Origin of the sequence: Geomicrobium sp. JCM 19038, assembly GCF_000698125.1 — a bacterium.
Taxonomy (GTDB): domain Bacteria; phylum Bacillota; class Bacilli; order Bacillales; family Marinococcaceae; genus Geomicrobium_A.
This window is the reverse complement of record NZ_BAXA01000002.1, coordinates 1-25227: the sequence shown is the minus strand read 5'-3', so window position 1 is coordinate 25227 and position 25227 is coordinate 1. Positions and strand designations below refer to the sequence as shown.

The window sequence follows — 25227 nt, the reverse complement described above, 5'->3', positions numbered from 1 at the left end:
TTCGAACTTAATGGAGGTGATTGTTTGTTTCTTCATCTAGGCGGAGATACCGTCATACGCTCCAAAGATGTTATTGCAATTCTTAATTATGACGGGAATGAATCTTCAACATATACCGAGGAGTTTCTTGCTCAGGCTGTTACTGAGTACGTCTCACATATTAATGACGAAGCAACGAAAGCGATCGTCGTTACGAATGACAAAGTCTATTATTCACCGATCTCCTCCATGACACTGATGAGACGTTCCCTTACAGAATTAGAAGCTTTACAAGACGATGAGCCAAGTGAGGGTTCAACGAACACTTAGGTTATTGAACGAGGCTTAAATTTAAGAAACTGATTGAACGTTGATCGGTTTAGGTAGAAAAACCCGACAGAAGTGAAGGTGAACAGATTGTCGATGGAACACTCTTACGATGCAAGTCAAATACAAGTACTAGAAGGATTAGATCCAGTCCGTAAACGTCCAGGCATGTACATTGGTTCAACTGGACCGAAGGGATTGCACCACCTCGTATGGGAAATTGTTGATAACAGTATCGACGAGGCGATGGCTGGCTATGCAGATGAGATTAACATTGTACTCGAAGAAGATAATAGCATTACGGTTACCGATAACGGCCGTGGTATTCCAGTAGATATTCAAGAGAAGACAGGAAGACCTGCGCTTGAAGTTATTATGACGGTTCTTCATGCTGGAGGTAAATTTGGTGCTGGAGGGTACAAGGTTTCTGGTGGTTTGCACGGGGTAGGTGCGTCAGTTGTTAACGCTTTATCCGAGCACTTAGAAGTTCATGTTTACCGTGATAACAAGGTTCATATGCAGTCATTTAAACAAGGAAATATTCAAAATGACATTGAAGTGATTGGTGAGACGGAATTAACAGGAACACGTGTTCATTTCAAGCCAGATCCACTTATCTTCACAGAAACGACAGAATATGATGCAGAGACTTTAAAAACGCGAATTCGCGAGCTCGCCTTTTTGAACAAAGGTTTACGTATTATTTTCACAGACATGCGTGAAGATGAGCCAGAGAAACATGAATATTTCTATGAGGGTGGTATTCGCTCTTTTGTAGAATATATAAACCGTTCCAAACAAGCGTTACATGAACCGCCGATCTTTATTGAAAGTGAACAAGATGGTATGACCGTTGAAGTAGCGGTTCAATACAATGATAGCTTTACGAGTAGCATTTATTCGTTTGCGAATAACATCAACACGCACGAAGGCGGAACACATGAGTCGGGGTTCAAAACAGCACTCACACGTGTAATAAATAACTATGCGCGTCAGCACCAGTTATTTAAAGACAACGACCCTAACCTTGTCGGTGAAGATGTTCGCGAAGGTTTAACGGCTATTATCTCAGTTAAGATTCCTGATCCTCAATTTGAAGGTCAAACGAAAACAAAACTTGGAAACAGTGAAGCTAGAACGGCTACTGATCAACAGTTTAGTCTGTTATTTGCACGTTTCTTGGCAGAAAATCCAGACACGGCAAGACTGATTGTTGAGAAGGGAATTACAGCTTCAAGAGCAAGAGAAGCAGCGAAGAAAGCCCGAGACCTAACGCGCCGTAAAAGTGCATTAGAAGTCGGGGCGCTCCCTGGTAAATTGGCGGATTGCTCGTCAAGGGATGCATCAATTAGTGAGCTTTACATCGTCGAGGGTGACTCTGCTGGTGGTTCAGCGAAGATGGGACGCGATCGTCACTTTCAAGCGATCTTGCCGTTACGTGGTAAAATCCTAAACGTTGAAAAAGCGAGACTAGATAAGATTTTAGCGAACAATGAAATTCGCACGATCATTACAGCATTAGGAACAGGGATTGCTGATGAGTTCAACATTGAGAAGGCTCGTTACCATAAGATCATGTTAATGACAGATGCGGACGTCGATGGTGCCCACATCCGAACATTGATTTTAACGTTTTTCTATCGCTTTATGAGGCCGCTGATCGAACATGGCTATGTGTACATTGCACAGCCACCATTGTTCCAAGTGAAGCAAGGTAAAAAAATTGCCTATGTGCACTCTGATAAACAATTAAAAGCGACTTTAGAAGAATGGCCAGAAACACCAAAACCAGATGTGCAGCGTTACAAAGGTCTTGGGGAAATGAACGCTGAACAACTTTGGGAAACAACGATGGATCCTGATGAGCGGACGCTATTACAGGTCACATTGGAAGACGCTATGCTTGCAGACCAAGTGTTTGAGACGTTGATGGGAGATCGTGTAGAACCAAGACGTGAATTTATCCAAGAGAACGCGGAGTATGTAAAGAACTTGGACGTGTAATTCAGTTTGGTTCGTTTAAGGAATTGGAGGTAAGAGGATGGCAGACCAGGAATCAAGAATTCATGAAATTAATATTAGTCAAGAGATGCAAACGTCATTTCTTGACTACGCAATGAGTGTAATCGTTAGCCGTGCACTTCCTGACGTTCGAGATGGTATGAAACCTGTTCATCGACGTATTCTCTACGCCATGAATGAATTAGGAATGACACCAGATAAGGCATACAAGAAATCAGCACGTATTGTCGGCGATGTCATCGGTAAATACCATCCACACGGAGACTCTGCTGTATACGAAGCGATGGTTCGTATGGCTCAAGACTTCAGCTATCGTTATATGCTCGTTGACGGACACGGAAACTTTGGATCGGTCGATGGTGATTCTGCAGCAGCGATGCGGTATACAGAAGCCAAAATGTCCAAGATTTCAACTGAACTCGTTCGTGATATTCGTAAAGATACGATCGACTATCAAGACAACTATGATGGTGCAGAACGTGAACCAGTCGTGTTACCAGCAAGATTCCCGAACTTACTCGTAAACGGAGCTTCAGGTATTGCCGTAGGTATGGCAACGAACATTCCTCCTCATCAACTCGGAGAAGTGATCGACGGATTGCTTGCTTATAGCAAAGATGAGGAGATTACGATTGAAGAATTAATGGAGTACATTCCAGGACCTGATTTCCCTACAGCTGGCTTAATTATGGGTAGAAGTGGAATCCGTAAAGCTTATCAAACAGGTCGAGGATCGATTACGCTTCGTGCTAACGTTCACATTGATACTAAACCGAGTGGTAAGGAAGAAATTATCGTTACGGAACTTCCTTATCAAGTGAACAAAGCACGCCTTGTTGAAAAAATTGCAGAGCTTGTACGAGAGAAAAAGATCGAAGGAATTACAGATCTTCGTGATGAGTCGGCTAGACAAGGTATGCGCATTGTCATTGAAGTTCGTAAGGATACCAATTCCAATGTGTTATTGAACAATCTCTATAAGCTCACGTCACTACAAACGACGTTTGGAATTAATATGCTAGCTCTCGTTGGCGGTCAGCCAAAAGTGTTGAACTTAAAAGAGACACTAAAGCATTACTTGGATCACCAAATTGAAGTCATTCGTCGTCGTACACAGTTTGATTTGAATAAAGCGGAAGCTAGAGCTCATATTCTCGAGGGACTTCGAATTGCTCTTGATCATATTGACGACATTATCGCGCTCATTCGTGGTTCTGAGACGACTGAAATTGCACGTAATGGCTTAATGGAAAGCTATGAACTTTCTTATGAACAAGCTCAAGCGATTTTAGATATGCGTCTTCAACGATTAACAGGTCTTGAACGAGACAAGATTGAGCAAGAGTATAACGAGTTAATCGCGAAAATTGCTGAGTTAAAAGCGATTCTTGCGGATGATGAGAAAGTACTTACGCTTATTCGTGAAGAGCTTGCTGAGGTAAGAGAACGTTATAATGATGAACGACGTACTGCGATTCATGCGAGTGAGAACGTTCTTGAAGATGAAGACTTAATTCCTCAAGAGAACATTGTTATTACGGTTACGCATGAAGGATACATTAAGCGCTTGCCGATTACAACATACAAGAGTCAACGTCGTGGTGGTCGTGGAATTCAGGGGATGGGAACGAATGATGGTGACTTTGTTGAGCATCTCTTTACGACGAATTCACACCAAACAATCCTTTTCTTTACGAATAAAGGGAAGGTGTATCGCTTAAAAGGATACGAAATTCCAGAACTTAGTCGTACAGCTAAGGGTATTCCAATCATAAATTTGCTTCAAATTGAAAAAGGCGAAGAAATTAGTACGGTCATTCCGATCGACGAATTTAGCGACGACAATTACCTGTTCTTCTTAACGAAGAAAGGCATTGCAAAACGTACACCGTTATCAGCATACGCAAACATTCGCAAAGGCGGACTCTTTGCCATTAATCTTCGTGATGATGATGAGCTTCATGGGGTTCGATTAACGAATGGTGACGATCATGTTATTATCGGTACTAAAAATGCAATGGCGATTCGATTTGAGGAAGAAGATGTCCGTTCTATGGGACGTACAGCTGGTGGTGTAAAAGCCATTAACCTTGATGAAAACGATCAAGTAGTTGGTATGGATATTGTCGGAACCGGTCAAAAGGTACTGATTGTGTCGAACAATGGATACGGAAAACGAACGAATGAAGATGAATTCCGTATTCAAAATCGAGGCGGAAAAGGGCTACGTGCTTCAACGCTAACGGAACGAACGGGGCACCTTGTTGCACTCCGTGTCATCTCCGATGATTATGATTTAATGTTAATCACAGCTAAGGGTGTTTTGATTCGAATTAAAGCTGACGAAATCTCAACACTCGGTCGTTATGCTCAAGGTGTTACGTTAATACGTGTAGCGGATGATGAAGAAGTGTCCTCTGTTGCACCTTTTGAGCCAGACGAAGAAGCCGAAGAAATAGAAGAAATGATCGAAGAGACTTCGAATGAAACATTAGAAGAAGTAACAAATGAATCACCAGAAGAAGGCGAATCTACATCAAGTGATGTTGATTCAAATGACTCCAACGATCAAAACGAATCTTAAATAACCAGTTAGACCCTCAACCATACAGTTGAGGGTCTTTTACATTGTTATGAGGCCCTTTAATGTTTCTTCACGAATTAACGTACGAATACGATTTCCTGCTTGTTGTAAATACAATTCAATCAAAGGCACGTCTTGAGACAAGCGACTTGTAATTAGTTCACCCCACCACTCACTCTCATAACGGCTAATCATGCTCAAGTTATATAACAGCATGTGGTGTGTAAGTAATTCAGGAACAATAGTCATGTTTTTCGGCGGGATCATTCGTGCATCGTGACGAATGATTGATTCCATATCGTGTAGTTGAATGAATAACTCGGACATTTTAAAACGTGTTCCTTCTTCGATGGTGAGCTGAAACATTTTTGAAGAAAGTAACGGAAAAAGCCCGTTGCGTTGTGTTTTTACTTCATCGTCAATAAAACGGTAATCTTTCTTTTTTCGTTTTCTCGTACTAAGTCCATGCGCAAGCACGGATGTTGTTTCTGGATAGGAAGGTTGGTAAAACAATATAATCGCTTTTAGAAACTCTGTAAATCCATAATAAAGAAGCAAAGGTTGAATGTGAAGATCAGCAGATTCTTGCGTATTTAAGAGTCGTTCTCCTTGTAAGAACCGATGAAGAAACGGTAGAGTATTTTGATAAGCGAAGGAATTAGCCTTTTTCTCTTCATGTCCAGTTCTTATGTAATAACGAAGAAGACTTTTCTGAAGAGGATCGACTGCTAGAAAAGGTCTGACATCATTTAGCGGTTCATACAAGTTTTTCCTTTCAATTTATTAGAAAGTTAGAACTTCTTGTTCGCACCTAAACATTGCGTAAAAACGTGATAAAATAGGAAAAATACATTCTACAATCTTTAGCATTACTATCCCCGTTTTAGCGAAGAATACACGTGAAATGACCAGAAAGGGTGAAGCTTCAATGATGAGAGAAGACAAGTTTGCCAAAGAAGGACTTACGTTCGATGACGTTTTGCTTGTACCGGCTAGATCGGAGATTCATCCGAGAAATGTAAACATTTCAACACAATTAACGAAGAAGCTTCCACTTAATGTGCCGATTATTAGTGCGGGAATGGACACAGTTACAGAAGCTGGTATGGCGATTGCCATGGCTCGTGAAGGCGGTTTAGGTGTTATTCACAAAAACATGAGTGTCGAAGAACAAGCAGAAATGGTAGACCGAGTAAAACGCTCGGAGAGCGGTGTAATTACCGATCCATTTTTCCTGACGCGTGATCGTCAAGTGTTTGACGCAGAACACTTAATGGGTAAATTCCGAATCTCTGGTGTTCCAATTGTTGATGAAGATCAGAAGCTAGTTGGGATTTTAACGAATCGTGATTTACGTTTTATCGAAGATTATGCGATTCTTATTGATGATGTTATGACGAAAGATAACCTTGTAACAGCACCAGTTGGAACGACACTTGATGAAGCAGAACAAATTCTACAAAAGCATAAAATTGAAAAGCTTCCTCTCGTTGATGAAGATATGACGTTAAAGGGACTTATTACGATTAAAGATATTGAGAAAGCGATTGAATTCCCTCACTCAGCGAAAGATTCAAAAGGTCGTTTGCTTGTAGCTGCAGCTGTTGGGGTATCTAAAGATACGAACGTTCGTGTTAAAGCTCTCGTTGAAGCAAGTGTCGATGCACTTGTTATCGATACGGCACACGGTCACTCTAAAGGAGTTCTTGATACGGTTTCTGAGATCCGTAATGAGTACCCGGATGTCACCTTGATTGTCGGTAATGTTGCAACGGCTGAAGGAACGAAAGACTTATTGAAGCTGGAGCTGATATTGTTAAGGTAGGTATTGGACCAGGATCAATCTGTACGACTCGTGTCGTCGCAGGTGTAGGTGTTCCACAAATTACAGCAGTTTACGATTGTGCAAGAGAAGCCGCTAAACACGACGTACCAATCATTGCTGATGGTGGAATTAAATACTCTGGAGATATCGTTAAAGCACTTGCAGCAGGCGCTTCAGCAGTTATGCTCGGAAGCATGCTTGCAGGGACAAGCGAGAGTCCAGGAGAAACAGAAATATACCAAGGTCGTCAATTTAAAGTATACCGAGGTATGGGTTCACTCGGAGCAATGGAAAAGGGAAGCAACGACCGTTACTTCCAAGAAGAAAACAAAAAGTTCGTTCCAGAAGGGATCGAGGGTCGTATTGCTTACAAAGGTCCTCTAGCGGATACCCTTTATCAAATGACGGGTGGAATGCGTGCTGGTATGGGTTACTGCGGTACAGAAAGCCTAGCAGCACTTCACGAACACGGTCAGTTCATCAAAATTACGAGTGCTTCTTTAAAAGAAAGTCATCCACATGATGTTCAAATTACGAAAGAAGCTCCGAATTATAGCGTATAGTTTTCATTTCCCGGAAATTTCCCGGGTCTTTTTTTGATTAAAAAGGGACAAATTAAGAACTGTCTACAGGCATCTATTTTTTACGGTTCATCTGTGGTAAAATTACGTCTGGATTAGACAAGATCACCAAGGGGTGTTAGTTAACGTGATAAGTACCTATATGAAACGATATACATATAAATCAATGACTGCATTAACCGCCGCAGCTTTACTCGCTACGGTTGCTATTACACCAGCATCAGCACAAGAACCGTCAATTGATGCAGAAGCATCAATTCTCGTTGATATGGAAAGCGGCGTACTATTATACGAAGACAATATTGATGAGCAATTACCAGTGGCAAGTATGTCTAAGATGATGACAGAATACCTTGTTAATCGTGCGATTGAAGCAGGGGAATTATCGTGGGATCAAGAGTTAACAGTAACCGATGAAGTAGCCTTATTATCACAAGACAGAACCTTATCAAACGTGTTTTTACGTACGGATACGACGTATACTGTAGAAGAAATGTATGAAGCGATGGCGATTTATTCAGCTAACGGCTCAACAATTGCATTAGCAGAAGCGGTTGCAGGTAGTGAAGCAGCCTTTGTTGATCTGATGAATGAAACGGCTGAAGAGTTAGGCCTTACAAATACACACTTTGTCAACTCAACAGGGTTAAACAATTCGAGTATGCAAGGATTTCACCCTGAGGGTACTGATGAGAATGCTGAGAATGAAATGTCAGCAAGAGACACGGCAACACTTGCTTACCACGTGATTACCGAGTATCCCGAAATTCTAGAAACAGCGAACATTCCTTCCTTGCCGTTCCGAGAAGGAACGAATGATTACGTTGAAATGACGAACTGGAATTGGATGTTACCTGGGCATTTATTTGAGTATGAAGGCGTAGATGGGTTAAAAACAGGCTCAACTTCGCGCGCAGGAAGTGCATTTACAGGAACGGTTGAGCAAGACGGAACTCGTTTATTGTCTGTTGTAATGCGAACAGAAGATAACTCAGCACGTTTCCAACAAACAAAAGTGCTCTATGATTATGGGTTTGATACGTATGAAACGGCTGAAATTGTAGAAGAGGGTCAACAGGATCCTGAAATGTTAACGATTGAAGTTCCAAGTGGACGAGATCAAGAAGTAGCGATCGCAACGGCTTCTAACATTGTAGTGCCCGTCTCATCTGGAGATGAAGAGAATTTTAATGTTGAATTTACGATTGCAGCAGATGTGCTTAATGAAGACGGCACGTTAGATGCACCTGTTGAAGCAGGAACAACTGTAGGGTATGCAACAATCTCTTATGCTGGTGAAGAAGACGTTGAGTACCTTAATGAAAAATTAGAAAATCAAAACCGAGTACCAGTTGTAACACAACAAGACGTTGAACGTTCCAATTGGTTCGTACTCTCCATGCGAGGCATCGGTGATTTCTTCTCGGGGCTTTGGGGACGTACAACTGACATGATTGGTGGATGGTTCTCGTAAATTTAAAATCATGCTATAATGAGTAAATCATGAACAAATGGTCTACACTATGAATAAAAACGTTGACGGGCAATAGTATTAAACGGAAGTTTCTCAGAGAGCCGGTGGTCGCTGCGAACCGGTAAACATTCGATTAAGAATCCAGCCTTGAGTGAAGAGCGGAACGAGGAGTGTTTGCTTCTTAACTAAGTTCTTTCGTATCCCCTACGTTATTGGGCTTGAGCTGGTTGGTCTTTTATGGACCAACAACGAGGGTGGCATCGCGGTTTAACCGTCCCTGTTTTTACAGGGGCGGTTTTTTATATTTTAAAGGAGGCATGACTATGTTAGACATGAAATACATTCGTCAACATGTAGAAGAAGTGAAAACCAACATCAAGTCTCAAGGTGGAAATCCAGAAGAAGTTGAGCGTACCATTGCGCTTGATGAGAAACGCCGAGAGTTAATCGTCAAAACGGAGGAACAAAAGCAAAGACGTAACGAAATTAGTAAGCAAGTTGCAGAGAGAAAACGTGCGAAAGAAAGCGCGGATGATTTGATAGCAACAACAAAAGAAATTAGTCAAGCAATGAAACAATTTGACGAAGAACTGCGAGGCGTCGAGGAAGAACTTAACCATTTACTGCTAACAATTCCGAACCTCGTTCATAAAACTGTACCGATCGGTGAAAGTGAAGAACAAAACGTAGAAGTAAAAACGTGGGGAGAGCCTAAAACGTTCGAATTTGAACCGAAGGCGCATTGGGACTTAGCAACAGAGCTTGATATTATTGACTTTGAACGAGCGGCGCGTACGACGGGAAGCCGATTCGCGTATTATAAACGTGGTGGAGCAAGATTAGAGCGTGCACTTATGCAATGGATGATGGACTTGCATGCAGATGAGCATGGGTATATTGAAACGCTACCACCGCAAATTGTTCATCGTGATAGCATGATTGGTTCTGGACAGTTGCCGAAATTTGAAGAGGATGCGTTTGCACTCGAAGATGGACCGTATTATTTAATTCCAACTGCAGAAGTACCGGTCGTAAACCTTCACCGTAATGAAATTCTACATGGTGATGACCTTGATCTTAAATATGTTGCCTATAGTCAATGTTTCCGAGCTGAAGCAGGCTCTGCAGGAAGAGATACACGTGGGATTATTCGTCAGCATCAGTTCAGTAAAGTCGAGCTCATTATGTATACGAAGCCTGAGGATTCTTACGAAGCGTTAACGAAGTTAACGGGGCATGCAGAGCGTGTATTACAAGAACTCGAACTTCCCTACCGTGTGTTAGATCTATGTTCTGGTGATATTGGTTTTACAGCTGCAAAAACGTACGATCTTGAAGTGTGGTTACCGAGCTATGGTAGCTATAAAGAAATCTCTTCTTGTAGTAACTGTGAAGACTATCAAGCGAGAAGAGCAAACATCAAATTTAAGCGAGAACCAAAGGCTCAAGCAGAGTACGTGCATACGTTAAATGGTTCTGGTCTTGCAGTTGGTCGTACGATTGCGGCAATTATTGAGAACTATCAGCAAGAGGACGGGACGATTCGTGTTCCGAACGTATTAATTCCATATATGGGTGGAAAAGAAACGATTTAACGGTAAGAGCGCACAAAAGTGTGCTCTTATTTAATATGAAAAAAGTCGTAGTTTAATAATCAGTATTGCCACGTTCTAAAGAAAATACTTGTATGAAAAAACCATTGCATAGATGGCTAGCACACCGTATAATAAGTCTAAATTATTCTACGAATTCAATAGAAGAAGTACTCTTTTCTAACGATTGCGTAGTGAATATTTAAAATAATATACGAAATCGATGTGATGGGCAGATGGAACTTGATACAATGGATTTTAGGATTTTGGCTCTTTTACAACAAAATGGAAAGCAGTCGTATAGCGAAATTGCCCGTCTTCTTGATGTTAGCGAAGGGACGGTTCGTTCTCGTGTCAATAAGATGCTAAAGGAGGATGTGTTTGAATTTATCATTCATACGAATCCGAACAAAGTAGGTTTAAACGTACAAGCAATCATTGGACTTGAGACGCGATTAGGAAAGCAAGATTCAATTGCTTGTCAATTGCAAGGTCATGGTTCTGTTCGATTTATCGGTGCGTTTTCTGGTAAACACGATCTAATCATCCAAGCTTACTTCAAAAATAACGATGAGCTCGTCTCATTTGTGAACCAAGATCTATCAGAAATTGAAGGGATTATTAGTGTTGATGTAAACGTTGAATTAAAGCAGTATAAAGATACGTTTTCGTATATTGATCGCTAAGATTGTTACGAATTGTGACAATATTATCTCAAAAATATTAAGAATAGACTAAATAAAACGTTGCATCATTGAAATCCTGCCCTTATAATGTTCAGTAGTTTCATTGTCATTCATACAAGGGCACTTGTTACACATTTATAATTATCTATCAATTCAATAAAGTGTAAAAATACATACAGATCTAACTGAATGGGGGTGCATGCTTTGGGGCAAGAAACAGTTATCGAACTTAAAGACGTAACGACATCGTTTTTCAGCCGTAAACAAGAACTAAGTGTCGTTGACCGCGTTAGTTTTTCAGTTGAAAAAGGAGAAACAGTAGCAATTGTAGGGGAATCAGGCTCGGGTAAGAGCATGACGTCGCTCTCAATTATGCAACTCGTTCCTGCACCAAATGGGAAGGTTACGAACGGAGAAATTATCTTTAATGGCGAAGACTTACTTAAGAAATCAAAAAAAGACATGCATAAAGTACGGGGAAACGACATTTCGATGATCTTCCAAGAACCGATGTCGTCGTTAAATCCGGTCTATACAATTGGCGAACAATTACGAGAACAACTCATGTATCATCAACCTTTATCCAAACGTGAAGCGCACGAAAAAGGAATTGAAATGTTAGAGATTGTGGGCTTTGCAAGAGCGCGGGAAATGATGCGTGAATATCCGCACCGTTTATCAGGAGGAATGAGGCAACGGGTTATGATTGCGATGGCACTGAGCAATAATCCTAAGTTACTCATTGCCGATGAGCCAACGACAGCATTGGATGTAACCGTACAAGCACAAATTCTTGATTTAATGAGAGGGCTATCCAAAGACTACGATTCATCGATCATTCTCATAACTCACGACCTCGGTGTCGTCGCTGAACTTGCACAACGTGTTGTTGTTATGTACGGGGGACAAGTGGTTGAAGAGGCGAAGATTGACGAAATTTTTGACAAACCTCTTCACCCGTATACAGAAGGACTTTTAAATTCTATGCCGAAACTAAACGAGGAGCAGACTCGTCTACAATCGATTCCTGGTTCGGTACCGACGCCTGATAACTTCCCCAAAGGATGCCGCTTTGTGACTCGTTGTCCATACGCGATGCAAGTGTGTACGGAAGAACAGCCAACATTACTAGAGAAAGAAACGAGACATAAAGTACGCTGTTTTCTACATGAGGAAGGAGTCGGTAAGGATGGGGACATCAATCGTCACTCAAAACAAACCCAATGAAAAAATTCAGCATTCTGAAAAAATTCTTGAAGTAAGGAATTTAAAAAAGTATTTTCCAATAAAGGCAGGAGTACTTCAACGTACTAAGGGTTATATCAAAGCCGTTGATGGTATTGATTTTTTTATCAGAAAAGGTGAAACTTTCGGTCTTGTTGGTGAGTCTGGTTGTGGTAAATCAACTGCGGGAAGAACAATAACTCGTCTGTACGAGCCAACAGAAGGAGAAATATTTTTTGAAGGGGAAAATATTACTTCAAAGAAAGAGAGACACTTGTTCAACTTACGGCGGAATATGCAAATGGTTTTTCAAGACCCTTATTCATCGTTAAACCCTAGAAAAACTGTAGGGACGACCTTAATTGAGCCATTGAAAGTACATCGAATGTATAAGACACACAAAGAATGTAGGGAGTATGCACAATCTATACTAGAAAGAGTGGGATTAAATCCATCGTTTATCAATCGTTATCCTCACGAGTTTTCAGGAGGTCAGCGACAACGTATTGGTATCGCTCGTTCACTAGTATTGAATCCAAAGTTAATTGTAGGTGACGAACCTGTATCGGCACTTGATGTGTCAATCCAATCACAAGTTCTGAATTTACTAAATGATTTACAAGATGAATTCGACCTTACGTATCTGTTTATCGCACATGATCTAAGTGTCGTTAAGCACTTTTCTGATCGAATTGGTGTGATGTATCTCGGAAATATGTCTGAGGTTGCAAATAAAAAAGATTTATATGATGAACCATTACATCCATATACTCAAGCATTATTATCGGCAGTTCCACGCTCACATCCTAGGGAAGTGAAAAAGGAACGTATTTTGTTAAAAGGAGATATTCCTAGTCCAGCTAATCCACCGACTGGTTGTGTATTCCATACACGTTGTCCATTTGTTATGGATCATTGTAAAGAAGTAATTCCAGAAATGAAAGAAGTACGTCCAGATCATTTTGTTGCTTGTCATTTGCATTAATGAAGCTTTATTCCATATGAGGGGGATCTTTCAACAACGTGAGGTCGTATGGTCGTTCAGAACTTATTATGATAATTTAAGGGGGATTTTAAGTGGTGAAGAAAACACAATGGTTGTTTTTGGTAATGATTTTCGCAATGGGGATGTTGCTTGCCGCTTGTGGAGGTAGTGATGAAGGCGCAGAAACTGGCGCTGATGAAGGAACTGAGCCTGATACAGAAGAAACAGATGGCGACAATGTAGAGGACAGCGACGGTGAGGATGGAGACTCCGCTGCAACTGGGGAACCAGTTGAAGGTGGCGAAATCATCGTTGGTTCAGATGCTGAACCAAATGGTTTAACACCTGCTACGGTTTCAGATACAGCTTCGCGTGATGCTCATGATCTTGTACATGCTGCTCTTTATCGTCAAACAGTAGAGGGGTTTGATGTAGAGCCAGACGTTGCAGTTGATTTACCGGAAGTTTCTGAAGACGGTTTAGAGCAAGTTATTCAACTACGTGATGATGTGTTTTTTAGTGACGGAGAACAAGTGACTGCAGATGATGTTGTCTTTACTGTAGGTATTTATCTTATGGAAGATTATGCAGGCACATCGACGACTCTCTTTGAGCGTGTTGAGGATGTAGAAGCAACTGATGAGTATGAAGTAACATTTACGATGAGCGAACCTGATGCAGCACTAACTGCTAACTTAGAGCAAGCTCCAATTGTGCCAGAGCACATTCTAGGAGATCTCGAGACTTATGCAGAGATCGAGGAGCATGAAGCGAGTACTACTGATGCAGTGATCGGTGCAGGTCCTTACGTAATGACGGACTGGACAGTAGGTCAATACATTAACTATGAAGCACGTGATGATTACCACAATGAAGGACCATACATTCAAAATATTACGTGGCGTATTGGGGATACAGATGCTCAACTTGCGATGCTACAAGCTGGAGAAATTGATATTATGAATGCTGCACCGCAAGATGTTGTGACTGTAGAAGCAATCGATGGTTACAATTTGGCAGAAGAGCCACAATTCGGCTATAACTACATTGGTTATAACCAACGTAATGAATTGTTCGAGTCGGCAAATGTTCGTCGTGCTTTAACGATGGCCATTGATCGTGAAGCAATTATTGAAGGAATTATGGATGGCCACGGAACCGTAGCAGAGTTCCCGCATAGCCAGAAGGTCCAATTTATTCTGATGAAATCGAGTCCATTCCTTTTGATCAAGAAGGAGCACTTGAACTCCTTGCAGAAGAAGGCTGGGAGCAAAATGATAGTGGACAACTCGCTAATGGTGATGGTGAAGTATTTGCATTTAGTCTATTAACAAACTCTGAGGCGCTTGTTCGTACAGACTGGATTGTAGCTGTACAACAAATGCTTGGAGAAATTGGTATCGAGGTAGAGACTGAAACAATGGAATTTGGTGCTTATTTGGATCGTATTAACCCTCCTAATTGGGACTTCGATGCCATTGCTGGTGCTTGGAGTTTATCGCTTGATCCAAACATGGAGTCATTGTTCCATTCTAGTAACATCGAATCAGGTCAAAATAACATCGCTTATGAGAGCGAAGAATTTGATGAGTTAGCAACAGATAACCGTGCAATCTTAGACGTTGATGAGCGTATGGAAACGTTGCAACAAGCAGCAATGCAAGTAGCAGAAGATCAAGTGTATACGTTTATGTATTACCCAACAGAATTCCAAGCGTATCGTGACAACATTCAAAACCATAGCTACAACTCTAGAGCAGGTCTATTCCGAGTTCAAGAATGGTGGATTGAGGAGTAAATCTTCATTCAAGAAGTGAAGAGGGGGAAGCCTCTCTTCACTTTTTTATAAAAGGAGATTTGAATCATGACTACATATATTATTAGAAGACTATTAATTACAATTCCACTGCTCATTGCAATTTCAATTATCACGTTTGCACTCATGCAATTTGCACCAGGGAGCCCGGCAGTATTGGACGTTGATCCAAATGTTCCACCTGAGGCTCGTGAGGCGCAAATCGAAGCTATGGGATTAAATGAACCTTTACCTGTGCAATATGCCCGTTGGATAAGCGGGGTTGTCACAGGAGATTTCGGTAATTCTTATATTACGAAACGACCTGTTTCCGACATGCTTTTAGAACGATTGCCGAATACGTTAATTTTGATGACAGCGGCAACGATATTAGCCATTGTTATCGCAATACCAATCGGTATTATTTCAGCAGTGCGTCAATATACAAAGACTGATTATGCAATTACACTCGTCTCATTTGCCGGAGTAGCTGTTCCGAACTTTTGGATCGGTTTAATGCTTATCATGTTTTTAAGTGTTCAGTTCGGGTGGTTTCCTGTGGGTGGTGTACAAACACTCAATGCAGATTTTGATATTATGGACCGATTGCATCACTTATTTTTACCTGCACTTGTTTTGGCCACTGCCGATACAGCACAACTCACACGGTATACGAGAACGAGTATGTTAGAAGTGAAAAATCAAGATTATATTCGTACAGCGAGAGCGAAAGGGTTTAAGGAAAGTAAAGTAATACTCAAGCACGGTCTTAGAAATGCCTTATTACCACTCATTACGCTAATTGCAATTATGCTACCGACGTTAATAGGTGGATCTGTTGTCGTAGAGAGCGTGTTTTCATGGCCAGGATTAGGAGATTTATTTATGACGAGTGTTAACCAACGAGATTATCCAGTTATTATGATTATTACGATGTTAACAGCCGTTCTTGTTGTTATCGGTAACCTTATTGCCGACATTCTATATGCAATCGTTGATCCACGGATCGAGTATAGGGAGGATTAAAGACTATGGACCAATTACAACATCGAAAACCTGAACCAATGACCCCTAATAATAATCATGATAATCTCGGAAAACATCGATCGATGCTTGGAATATTCGTTGTGAAGTTTTTTCAAAATAAATTGGCGGTCTTTGGCTTAGTGATGCTCTTACTCATTATCGGTTCAGCAGTATTTGCACCATTACTTGCGCCACATGATCCAAACTATCAAACGTTAGTAGCTCGTCTACATGAACCAAGTGCTGAATATCCGCTCGGGGCAGATCAATTAGGGCGAGATTTACTTAGTCGATTATTATATGCTGGACAAATGTCCTTACTTGTTGGTTTTGCTGCAATGGCAAGTGCAACATTTATTGGCGCAACGATGGGGGCGATTGCTGGTTATTTTGGTGGTATTATTGATAGCATTATCATGAGAATTGTAGATATTCTATTTTCGTTTCCGAATATCTTTCTTATGATTACGTTAGTAGCATTGTTCCGTCCAAGCCCTTTTTGGCTGATTGTCTCTTTTGCCGTATTAGGGTGGATGAGTACGGCAAGGTTAATTCGTGGTGAAATGCTATCTCTTAAAAAACGAGAATTCGTACTAGCTGCAAGAACGCTAGGCATCTCGAAATGGCGCATCATTTTTAATCACATCATGCCAAATGCCATTGGGCCATTAATTGTTGCGGCGACATTAGCTGTAGGGCAATTTATTATTGCTGAATCAACGCTAAGTTTCCTTGGTATTGGAATCAGTCCACCAACGGCTACGTGGGGGAATATGTTAACTGCAGCACAAAACTTGACGATTTTCCAAACGGCATGGTGGTACCCGCTTTTCCCTGGTCTTATGATCTTCCTTACCGTTCTTAGTTTTAACTTTGTTGGAGACGGTTTGCGAGATGCACTAGACCCTCGTGTTGTTGAGAAATAAACACCATCTTTCACTTACAATGCTTTGAAAGAAGCGTTGTAAGTGATTTTTATATGGTTAAATCCCTAAATAAAAACCCGTAACTAACTCTACTAGTTACGGGTTTTTGTTATTTGACGGCTAATTTTTGTTTGGCCTCTTTTCTTCGTTGATGAAGAATTGGTTCCGTGTAGCCGCTCGGTTGTTCTTTTCCTTTGAAGACGAGATCACATGCAGCCTGGAATGCAACAGAGTCTTCGAAGTTTGGTGCCATATTACGGTATGCTGGATCGTCGGCATTTTGTTCATCAACGACTTTGGCCATCCGCTTCATCGTCTCCATTACTTGTTCTTCATTTGTTAAGCCGTGATAAAGCCAGTTGCACATGTGCTGACTAGAGATACGAAGTGTCGCACGGTCTTCCATTAAACCGACATTATTAATGTCTGGAACAGTAGAACAGCCAACACCGTGTTCAACCCAACGGACGACATAACCGAGAATACCTTGTGCGTTGTTGTTCAGTTCTTGTTGAATGTTTTCTTGGCTATACGTCTCTTTTGTTGTTGGGATTTGTAAAATGTCTTCTAGATAATCGGTATGGTCATCTAGTAATATTTCTTGAATGGATTGAACGTCAATTTGATGGTAATGCATCGCATGCAACGTAGCTGCAGTAGGGGAAGGAACCCAAGCTGTATTTGCGCCTGCGCGTAGTTGACCGCCTTTTTGTTCGATCATCGCGTTCATTAGGTTGGGCATTGCCACATTCCTTTGCCGATTTGGGCCTTTCCTTGGAAACCACTATTTAACCCGTGTTGCACGTTTGATTTCTCATACGAGTTTAACCATGTGCTTCCTTTCATTGCGGCTTTTGGAATGACAGCTCCTGCTTCCATCGACGTATGAATCTCATCTCCAGTACGATCTAGGAAACCTGTGTTAATAAAGACCGTTCGTTCTTTAGCAGCTTGAATACAAGCTTTTAGATTCAAAGATGTTCGACGTTCTTCATCCATAATCCCTACTTTAAGTGTGTAGCGATCTAAGTTTAGAATATCTTCGATACGATTAAAGAGGCTATTCGTAAAGGCAACTTCTTTTGATCCGTGCATTTTCGGCTTTACGATATAAACCGAACCAGTTCTGGAGTTTTGGAAAGCGTTTGTTTTTTTGAGATCATGGAGCGCAATAAGGCTCGTAATCATTCCGTCCATGATGCCTTCAGGTGTTTCATTGTCATGTTCATCTAAAATTGCGTCAGTTGTCATGAGGTGACCGACGTTTCTAATAAATAATAAGGAACGACCGTGCAATGAAAGCGTTGCGCCATTTGGACTCGTATAATTCCGATCATTGTTTAACTTACGAGTGATCGATTTCCCGTCTTTCTCAAATGTCGTCTCTAAAGTACCTTTCATTAGACCGAGCCAGTTGCGGTAAACGAGTACTTTATCTTCTGCATCTACAGCGGTTACAGAATCTTCGCAGTCGATAATCGTCGTAATTGCCGATTCCAAAATAACATCTTTAAGTCCAGATAAATCAGATTTTCCGATTGGATGATTTCGATCGATTTGAAGCTCAAGATGATTGTTGTTATTAAGGAATAATAGAGAAGAAGGGTCTTCTTCTGTTCCATTGAACCCAATGAACTGTGATGGTGTCTTTAACGGGACTTGTTTTGATGCCGTCGTAGCAACGACTTGTTGTTCTAAAATGCTGTAAGATGTAACGTCTTTATGGCTTCCATCTTGCAAAGGCAGTGCTTGATCGAGGAATGACTTTGCGTAATCAACGACTTTCTCGCCTCGTACAGGATTATATGAAGAACCTTGAGTAGCCCCATTTTCTTCCGAGATAATATCGCTTCCATAAAGAGCATCATATAAGCTTCCAAAACGAGCGTTGGCAGCATTTAACGCATAACGAGCGTTGTTAACAGGGACGACTAGCTGTGGCCCAGCTTGGTTTGTAATTTCCGTGTCGACATTTTTAGTTGTAATTTCAATAGGAGCAGTTAGCTCTTCAAGGTAGCCAATGTCTTTAAGGAAATTGACGTATTCACTGGAGTGCTCTTTACCGGAGTTTTGTTTGTGCCAGTCGTTTATCTTCTGTTGTAATGTTTCTCGCTCTTGCAGTAAGCTTTTGTTTTCAGCTTGGTACTCACTGAGTAAAAGATCGTATTGTTGCCAAAAGTATTCAGCAGTCATTCCAGTTCCGGGAATTACGTCTTCATTTACAAATCGGTAAAGTTGATCGTCTATTTTTATATTTCCGACTACTTTGTACGTCATAATTTCCTCTCCTTTAGCTTCAAGTATGTACCTTTAGTGTATCGTCTGTTATTCAATAACGGAAATACATATTTGGAATGAACAATATGCTTGTTAGTTATAGTCGATGTAAAGTAAGACATAACACAAATGTGTTATGTCTTACTTTCTGACTCTGCAATTTCATTCGCAACGTCTTCAGCTTTGCTACGACGAATCACGATTCGTTCGTCAATCTCATAAAAGGTCTGATCTAATGAGCGTTGATCATTTTCATCGATGAGAGCGATAATAAATGGATTTTCTGCTTCAATGCTATCTAATTTCCCATCAATGATTTTACTTTGATCATTGATTTTGTCTCCTGTAACAACAGCACCGATGAGTGATCCGATTCCACCACCTAGTAGAACCCCAAAAGGGCCACCTAGAATTCCAACAACGGCACCGATCATTCCGCCTTTAAACCAGTCGTTGCTATGTTCTTGTTCTGTCGTAAATCCATCTTTATAGACCATATCGTCATTAATGCTCTTTTCAACGACAGCAGCTTGTACAATGCGATGTTCTGGGCCTTGGGAACGCTTTTTTAGCTCAGATAGTGCCTCATATGCTTGACTTTGTTCTGGGAATTTAACAAACAGTAACGACTGATTCTCAAGGTCTTTCTTGGCCATTTTATGAGCCCCTTTCTTTAATTATAGTGCTATAGTTCCCGCGTAATGAAGTTATAAACATGTAAATGCGAGTCGTTTATGACAACTGTGTGATCAGTTATGTATACTAGGCTTAGACAACATCCTTAGTAGGAGTTGTACTTTTAGTGAAGAATTGTTTTTTCTTTGGCCAAAAACATTTAACTTGGACCATTAATGATGGAGAAAACCGTTCAAAGGAGCAAGCGATGTACCGTTATATGATGAAGGCCAAATTGCATAAAGCGACCGTTACGGAAGCGAATCTGCACTATGTTGGCAGCATTACAATCGATGAAGATTTACTTGATGCCGTTGATCTTGTCGAAAATGAAAAAGTACAAGTCGTGAACAATAACAATGGTGAGCGACTAGAAACGTATATTATAGCTGGTGAGCGCGGGAGTGGTGTGTTCTGTTTAAATGGGGCTGCTGCAAGACTTGTTCAACCTGGAGATGTTATTATTGTTATTGGGTATACAATGATTGAACAAACCGAATGTAAAGGTTATCAACCAAAAGTGGCTATACTAGATGAATCAAACAAGATTATTGAGCTAACAGGTACTGAACCTGCACATACAATTAAGTAAGAAGTATATCGTTATGGTAAAATGGGCAGAACAGAGATGTTATGTGCAGTAGAAAAAGTTTTTCAAAAGAAATTCTTAAAAACTATTGCATTTCTCTATCTGTCCGTGATACTATAATTTTTGTCGGACACGTTGTATCACACACGGAGGAGTACCCAAGTCCGGCTGAAGGGAGCGGTCTTGAAAACCGCCAGGGGGTTAACGCCCCGCGGGGGTTCGAATCCCTCCTCCTCCGCCATATTTTTAAAACACGACCTACTTTATGATGAAGTGGTCTTTTTTTATGTCTAAATTCAAAAGAAAAGAGTTGTTTCATATGGAACAACAAAAACGTGACGAATACTTTATGGGTTTGGCGATTAAAGAAGCGAAAAAGGCGGAAGCGATTGATGAGGTGCCGATTGGTGCTGTCCTCGTTTATGAAGATGAGGTCATTGGTCGCGCTCATAATCGCCGTGAACATGATCAACATACGTTTACCCATGCAGAGTGTATGGCTATTTTGGAAGGGAATCGTGTAATTGGGTCTTGGCGTCTTGAAGAATGCACGTTGTATGTAACGTTAGAGCCTTGTCCGATGTGTGCAGGTGCGATTGTGCAAGCGCGGATTCCTCGCGTTGTCTATGGAGCGAAAGATCCGAAGGCGGGTTACGCCGGGACACTCGGCAATGTGCTTCAAGATGAACGCTTAAACCATCAGTGCGTTGTAAGCCTGATGTACTTGGTCATGAATGCAGCGATTTATTGACGAACTTTTTCAAAAAGCTTCGGATGAGAAAGAAATTAAACAAGTCCATTGATTTCTAGTAACTGATCAGATATACTTTAACATGCCGTGCTAGGTGGGGAATTAGCGGTGCCCTGTACTTGCAATCCGCTATAGCAAGACTGAATCCCTTCCCGAGGTTTATGCGCTGCGAGGTCTGCCCTTTGTAAGTAGTGTTGACGTTTGGGTTCTACGCAACGGAAACATGTGAACCCTGTCAGGTCCGGAAGGAAGCAGCAGTAAGCATGACCTTTCGTGTGCCGTGGAGTTGCCTGAATCGAGCCAACTGCTTAGGTAACGCTTGTGGTGCATAGATCGACGGAAGGTGCGCGGTTACATAACATAGCTATTGAAGTCTCTCTTTACTAGAGGGGCTTTTTTCATTTTGAAAAAGACACTTTAAAACAGTATAATAGAAACAAAGCGTCAAAGGACTGGAAAGGAGGGGGCAGAAGCTATGAGCTATCAAGCATTATATCGCGTTTGGAGACCGAAGCGACTTGAAGATGTCGCGGGTCAAAATCACATCACGAAAACATTGCAAAACGCCCTCATCCAACAAAAGGTAGCGCACGCCTACTTGTTTAGTGGTCCGAGAGGAACGGGGAAAACGAGCGCTGCAAAAATTATGGCGAAAGCTGTGAACTGTGAGCATGCGCCGGTTGCTGAGCCATGTGATACGTGTGATGCTTGCAAAGGGATCCAGAGTGGAGCGGTCGTTGACGTAATAGAAATTGATGCAGCGTCGAACAATGGTGTAGATGAAATTCGCTACATTCGTGATAATGTCATCGCAGCACCTCGAGATGTAAAGTATAAGGTATATATTATTGACGAGGTTCACATGCTCTCTACAGGAGCATTTAACGCATTACTTAAAACGCTCGAAGAGCCTCCAGCTCATGCGATCTTTATTTTAGCAACAACAGAATCTCATAAAATTCCGTTGACGATCATCTCAAGAACACAACGATTTGATTTTAAGCGAATTGGTCCGGAGACATTAATCAAGCGTATGTCTTACATTCTTGAACAAGTAGGAGCAGAATGTGAAGAGGATGCTTTGCACCTTATTTCTCGAGTAGCAGAAGGCGGGATGCGTGATGCATTGAGTCTGCTTGATCAAGCATTATCATTTTCAGAAGATAACACGATTCGTACAGAAGATGTGCTTGCAATTACTGGAGCGGTATCTCAAGGTTTCTTGGCGGACGCTGTAGAGGCTATTATTGATGGAGATGCTGAAAAAGCTGTTCAAGCTGCGGATGCATTAATTCGAGAGGGGAAAGATCCTCTTCGTTTTATGGAAGACTTAATTTACTATTTACGTGATTTAATGCTTTATAAAACCGCACCGTCTCTTAATACACTATTAGATCGTGTTCAAGCTGATGATGCATTTGTATCGATGGCAGAGCGAGTGGAGAGCACATGGTGTATGATAGCATTGAACGTCTTCACGGAGAGTTACGTGAAATGAAAGGATCATCTCATCCGAAGATTTTTCTTGAGATGGCGTTAATTCATGCAGCGAAAGCAGGCGGGAGTACAACCGCACCAGCGTTTGACCAAGGTGAAGTATCTCAACTTAAAGAGCAACTATCCCAGTTGCAAAAAGAACTTCATTCTGTGAAAACACAATCACCTGCAGCTTCTGGAGAAGAACAACATCAAAAAGCTCCTCCGAAACGAAGGCCACAGCCAACGGCACAAAACGGGGCGTCCGTTAAACAAGCCGCACGAATGCTTCAACAAGCATCAAAAGAAGAGCGAGCGAAAGTTGAAAGCAAGTGGCAGATGTCTTGCGCACGATAAAGCAAGAAAGTGTTCCTGCTTCTGCGTGGATCAATGATGCAAAGCCGGTAGCTGCTAGTACAGATGCAATGATTCTCGTTTTTCAAAATGAAATGCATCGTGGAATGATCGATGACAAATTTCGAACATTGACGGAAAGGGCTATTGCATCTAATAATGATCATAGCTACCAAATTATTACGCTTTTAAATCATCAATGGGAAGAGCTCAAATCGAACTTTAGATCTAACCAATCTGATGAAGATCAGAACTCGACGCAAGAAACAGAGCAAGCAGAAGTGAAAGAGGAAGAAGATCGCCTAATTACAGAGGCGCATAAACTTGTCGGTGAAGAGTTTGTGCATGTCATTGACGACTCGCCGTCCAATTCTTAAGGAGGATTTTACGATGAAAAACATGGGTAACATGATGAAGCAAATGCAAAAAATGCAAAAGCAAATGGCTGAGGCGCAAGAGAAACTAAAAGAAAAGACTGTTGAAGCAACAGCTGGAGGCGGGGCTGTTAAAGTTGTTGCTTCTGGGGATAAGCGTATCTTGGAAGTTATCATGGATGAGGAAGTTGTCGATCCTGAAGACGTAGAAATGCTACAAGACCTCGTACTTGCTGCAACAAATGACGCTTTGCAACAAGTAGACAAGCTTGTTGAGGAAGATTTAGGTAAGTTCACGAAGGGAATGAATATTCCTGGCCTAATGTAGGAGGAATGAATTCGTGCAATACCCTGCACCGATTTCTAAGTTAATCGAAGGATTTATGAAATTGCCAGGCATTGGTCCGAAAACGGCGAGTCGCTTGGCGTTTCATGTTTTGAATATGAAAGAAGACGATGTTCTTGAATTTGCAAAGGCGCTCGTCAATGCAAAGCGAGATCTCACGCATTGTTCTGTTTGTTACTATATTACAGATAAAGACCCTTGCTTGATTTGTGATGATAGTCAGCGGGATCGTTCAGTCATCTGTGTTGTCGAAGACTCTAAAGATGTGATGGCTCTTGAGAAAATGCAAGAGTATCGTGGTCAATACCACGTTTTACATGGAGCCATTTCACCAATGGATGGTATTGGGCCTGAAGATATACGCATGGCAGAATTAATTAAGCGTCTGCAAGATGATACGATTAAAGAAGTTATGGTTGCCACAAACCCTTCAATAGAAGGAGAAGCAACAGCGATGTATTTATCAAGAATGATTAAACCAACAGGAATACGTGTAACAAGACTTGCGCATGGCTTACCTGTCGGTGGAGATTTAGAGTATGCAGATGAAGTGACACTGTCTAGAGCAGTGGAAGGACGTCGAGAACTTTGAAGCAAAAGAAAAAGGTTTATAAACGAGAAAAAGCACGAATCTACCATTTACTTGAACAACAAAAAGAAAAACTTCATAGACAGAAGAAACATATTGAGAAAAGTATCGATCCAAGTCATGAAGCACTCACGTATGTGAAAGTAGAAGAAACGAAGTATCGTTTATATTTAAAAGAAGCGAGAAGAATGACGTAAGAAGAGCCGATTCCAAGGTTCTTCTTTTTTATTAGAAACAAGGAAAGTCTAAACGAGTACAAGCATACAATGGTGAAAACTAGAAAGAAAGAGGGGATATAAAGATGGAACCCATTGTACTTGTATCGATTATTGGAGTGGCAGTTTTTATATTAATGTTTGTAGGAGTCTCGTTAAAACCAGTGAAATGGATTGGTAATGGAGCGATCCGATTGGTATTAGGGGCAGTTGCTTTGTTTCTTATAAACTTATTCGGAAACTTAGCTGGCATTCACATGCCTATCAACTTGTTCACAGCCTCTATCGCTGGATTCCTTGGTATACCAGGAGTTCTAATGCTTTTTGCCGTTCATTTTTTCGTGCTTCCATTTTAAAAATAGGAGCACGAAATATTTTTAAAAAATATTACTAGATTTGTTGACAGTCTAATAGAACCCTGATAATATACTAAGAGTCGCCGCAAGAGATCGCGAAACACAAACGATCACAACGAAAACTTTTTAAAAAAAGTTATTGACGCGGACGGCAAGAGATGATAAGATAATAAAGTCGCTGTCACAACGACAGCAACAG

The 25227-nt window shown here is 41.2% G+C and carries 23 protein-coding genes, 1 tRNA gene, 1 other RNA gene, 3 pseudogenes and 1 other annotated feature; of the genes and pseudogenes, 24 read left to right on the top strand and 4 right to left on the bottom strand.

The window, feature by feature from the left end; genetic code table 11:
- The first annotated feature begins 24 nt into the window (after positions 1-24).
- From remB to gyrA, 3 genes are all read left to right on the top strand, one after another.
- On the top strand, positions 25-309 hold the full coding sequence (gene remB / locus JCM19038_RS02920) for an extracellular matrix regulator RemB (RefSeq protein WP_042414434.1): 285 nt from the start codon (positions 25-27) through the stop codon (positions 307-309).
- A gap of 93 nt (positions 310-402) precedes the next feature.
- A complete protein-coding gene (gene gyrB, locus JCM19038_RS02915; protein WP_042414432.1) occupies positions 403-2310 on the top strand; it encodes a DNA topoisomerase (ATP-hydrolyzing) subunit B in 1908 nt (635 codons plus the stop codon).
- A 37-nt stretch (positions 2311-2347) separates the two neighbouring features.
- Entirely contained in the window at positions 2348-4912 is a 2565-nt protein-coding gene (gene gyrA, locus JCM19038_RS02910) for a DNA gyrase subunit A (protein WP_042414429.1), read from the top strand.
- A gap of 39 nt (positions 4913-4951) precedes the next feature.
- Here gyrA and JCM19038_RS02905 read toward each other — a convergent pair whose 3' ends face one another.
- Positions 4952-5677 carry a YaaC family protein gene (locus JCM19038_RS02905; RefSeq protein ID WP_042414427.1) on the bottom strand — a complete coding sequence of 242 codons (726 nt, stop codon included), beginning with the start codon at positions 5675-5677 and terminating at the stop codon, positions 4952-4954.
- A gap of 166 nt (positions 5678-5843) precedes the next feature.
- Between JCM19038_RS02905 and guaB the strand changes: the two are divergent.
- From guaB to opp4C, 10 genes and pseudogenes are all read left to right on the top strand, one after another.
- Positions 5844-7300 (top strand): annotated as a pseudogene (gene guaB / locus JCM19038_RS02900) (IMP dehydrogenase).
- A gap of 145 nt (positions 7301-7445) precedes the next feature.
- Positions 7446-8792 (top strand): D-alanyl-D-alanine carboxypeptidase family protein, encoded by a 1347-nt coding sequence (locus tag JCM19038_RS02895; protein ID WP_238554259.1) that lies wholly within the window; start codon positions 7446-7448, stop codon positions 8790-8792.
- A 53-nt stretch (positions 8793-8845) separates the two neighbouring features.
- Positions 8846-9074 (top strand) — a binding site (T-box leader).
- A gap of 41 nt (positions 9075-9115) precedes the next feature.
- Positions 9116-10387, top strand: coding sequence for a serine--tRNA ligase (gene serS, locus JCM19038_RS02890; RefSeq protein WP_042414422.1), 1272 nt, complete (start codon positions 9116-9118; stop codon positions 10385-10387).
- Between the two features lie 233 nt (positions 10388-10620).
- Positions 10621-11070, top strand: a complete 450-nt coding sequence (locus JCM19038_RS02885; protein ID WP_042358023.1) for an Lrp/AsnC family transcriptional regulator — start codon at positions 10621-10623, stop codon at positions 11068-11070.
- 189 nt (positions 11071-11259) lie between these two features.
- Positions 11260-12297, top strand: coding sequence for an ABC transporter ATP-binding protein (locus JCM19038_RS02880; RefSeq protein ID WP_042414419.1), 1038 nt, complete (start codon positions 11260-11262; stop codon positions 12295-12297).
- On the top strand, positions 12260-13279 hold the full coding sequence (locus JCM19038_RS02875; RefSeq protein WP_042414416.1) for an ABC transporter ATP-binding protein: 1020 nt from the start codon (positions 12260-12262) through the stop codon (positions 13277-13279). Before JCM19038_RS02880 ends, JCM19038_RS02875 begins: the two co-directional genes overlap by 38 nt.
- 92 nt (positions 13280-13371) lie before the next feature.
- Positions 13372-14610 (top strand): ABC transporter substrate-binding protein, encoded by a 1239-nt coding sequence (locus tag JCM19038_RS02870; protein ID WP_042414410.1) that lies wholly within the window; start codon positions 13372-13374, stop codon positions 14608-14610.
- Positions 14496-15077, top strand: a complete 582-nt coding sequence (locus JCM19038_RS24195) for an ABC transporter substrate-binding protein (RefSeq protein WP_255343341.1) — start codon at positions 14496-14498, stop codon at positions 15075-15077. Before JCM19038_RS02870 ends, JCM19038_RS24195 begins: the two co-directional genes overlap by 115 nt.
- Before the next feature lie 66 nt (positions 15078-15143).
- Positions 15144-16100: an ABC transporter permease gene (locus JCM19038_RS02860; protein ID WP_042414404.1), complete on the top strand. Its 957-nt coding sequence runs from the start codon at positions 15144-15146 to the stop codon at positions 16098-16100.
- Between the two features lie 38 nt (positions 16101-16138).
- A complete protein-coding gene (gene opp4C / locus JCM19038_RS02855; protein ID WP_042415100.1) occupies positions 16139-17026 on the top strand; it encodes an oligopeptide ABC transporter permease in 888 nt (295 codons plus the stop codon).
- Between the two features lie 109 nt (positions 17027-17135).
- Here opp4C and JCM19038_RS25305 read toward each other — a convergent pair whose 3' ends face one another.
- From JCM19038_RS25305 to JCM19038_RS02845, 3 genes and pseudogenes are all read right to left on the bottom strand, one after another.
- Positions 17136-17663 (bottom strand): hypothetical protein, encoded by a 528-nt coding sequence (locus JCM19038_RS25305; RefSeq protein ID WP_373902409.1) that lies wholly within the window; start codon positions 17661-17663, stop codon positions 17136-17138.
- Positions 17664-17669: 6 nt separating this feature from the next.
- A pseudogene (locus JCM19038_RS02850) lies at positions 17670-19303 on the bottom strand (malate synthase G); the annotation flags it as partial.
- A 134-nt stretch (positions 19304-19437) separates the two neighbouring features.
- A complete protein-coding gene (locus JCM19038_RS02845; RefSeq protein WP_042414401.1) occupies positions 19438-19959 on the bottom strand; it encodes a hypothetical protein in 522 nt (173 codons plus the stop codon).
- 227 nt (positions 19960-20186) lie between these two features.
- Between JCM19038_RS02845 and panD the strand changes: the two genes are divergently transcribed.
- From panD to JCM19038_RS02805, 11 genes and pseudogenes are all read left to right on the top strand, one after another.
- A complete protein-coding gene (gene panD, locus JCM19038_RS02840) occupies positions 20187-20570 on the top strand; it encodes an aspartate 1-decarboxylase (RefSeq protein WP_042415097.1) in 384 nt (127 codons plus the stop codon).
- 145 nt (positions 20571-20715) lie between these two features.
- Positions 20716-20808: transfer RNA gene (locus JCM19038_RS02835), tRNA-Ser, on the top strand.
- Between the two features lie 78 nt (positions 20809-20886).
- A pseudogene (gene tadA, locus JCM19038_RS02830) lies at positions 20887-21377 on the top strand (tRNA adenosine(34) deaminase TadA).
- Between the two features lie 26 nt (positions 21378-21403).
- An RNA gene (ffs, locus tag JCM19038_RS21560) (signal recognition particle sRNA large type) lies at positions 21404-21669 on the top strand.
- Between the two features lie 124 nt (positions 21670-21793).
- Positions 21794-22816 (top strand): DNA polymerase III subunit gamma/tau, encoded by a 1023-nt coding sequence (dnaX, locus tag JCM19038_RS24820; RefSeq protein ID WP_307189936.1) that lies wholly within the window; start codon positions 21794-21796, stop codon positions 22814-22816.
- Positions 22771-23151, top strand: coding sequence for a hypothetical protein (locus JCM19038_RS24815; RefSeq protein WP_307189935.1), 381 nt, complete (start codon positions 22771-22773; stop codon positions 23149-23151). The genes dnaX and JCM19038_RS24815 overlap by 46 nt, the downstream gene beginning before the upstream one ends.
- Entirely contained in the window at positions 23139-23525 is a 387-nt protein-coding gene (locus JCM19038_RS24810; protein WP_307189934.1) for a hypothetical protein, read from the top strand. Before JCM19038_RS24815 ends, JCM19038_RS24810 begins: the two co-directional genes overlap by 13 nt.
- Positions 23526-23538: 13 nt before the next feature.
- Complete coding sequence (locus JCM19038_RS02820) at positions 23539-23850, top strand: YbaB/EbfC family nucleoid-associated protein (RefSeq protein WP_042358010.1); 312 nt, start codon at positions 23539-23541, stop codon at positions 23848-23850.
- Between the two features lie 13 nt (positions 23851-23863).
- Positions 23864-24460, top strand: coding sequence for a recombination mediator RecR (gene recR, locus JCM19038_RS02815; RefSeq protein ID WP_042414398.1), 597 nt, complete (start codon positions 23864-23866; stop codon positions 24458-24460).
- The gene (locus JCM19038_RS02810) at positions 24457-24654 is read left to right on the top strand and encodes a DUF2508 family protein (RefSeq protein ID WP_042414396.1); all 198 of its coding nucleotides are present in this window, start codon (positions 24457-24459) and stop codon (positions 24652-24654) included. Before recR ends, JCM19038_RS02810 begins: the two co-directional genes overlap by 4 nt.
- A gap of 104 nt (positions 24655-24758) precedes the next feature.
- The gene (locus JCM19038_RS02805) at positions 24759-25028 is read left to right on the top strand and encodes a pro-sigmaK processing inhibitor BofA family protein (RefSeq protein WP_042414393.1); all 270 of its coding nucleotides are present in this window, start codon (positions 24759-24761) and stop codon (positions 25026-25028) included.
- The last annotated feature ends 199 nt before the right edge of the window (positions 25029-25227 follow it).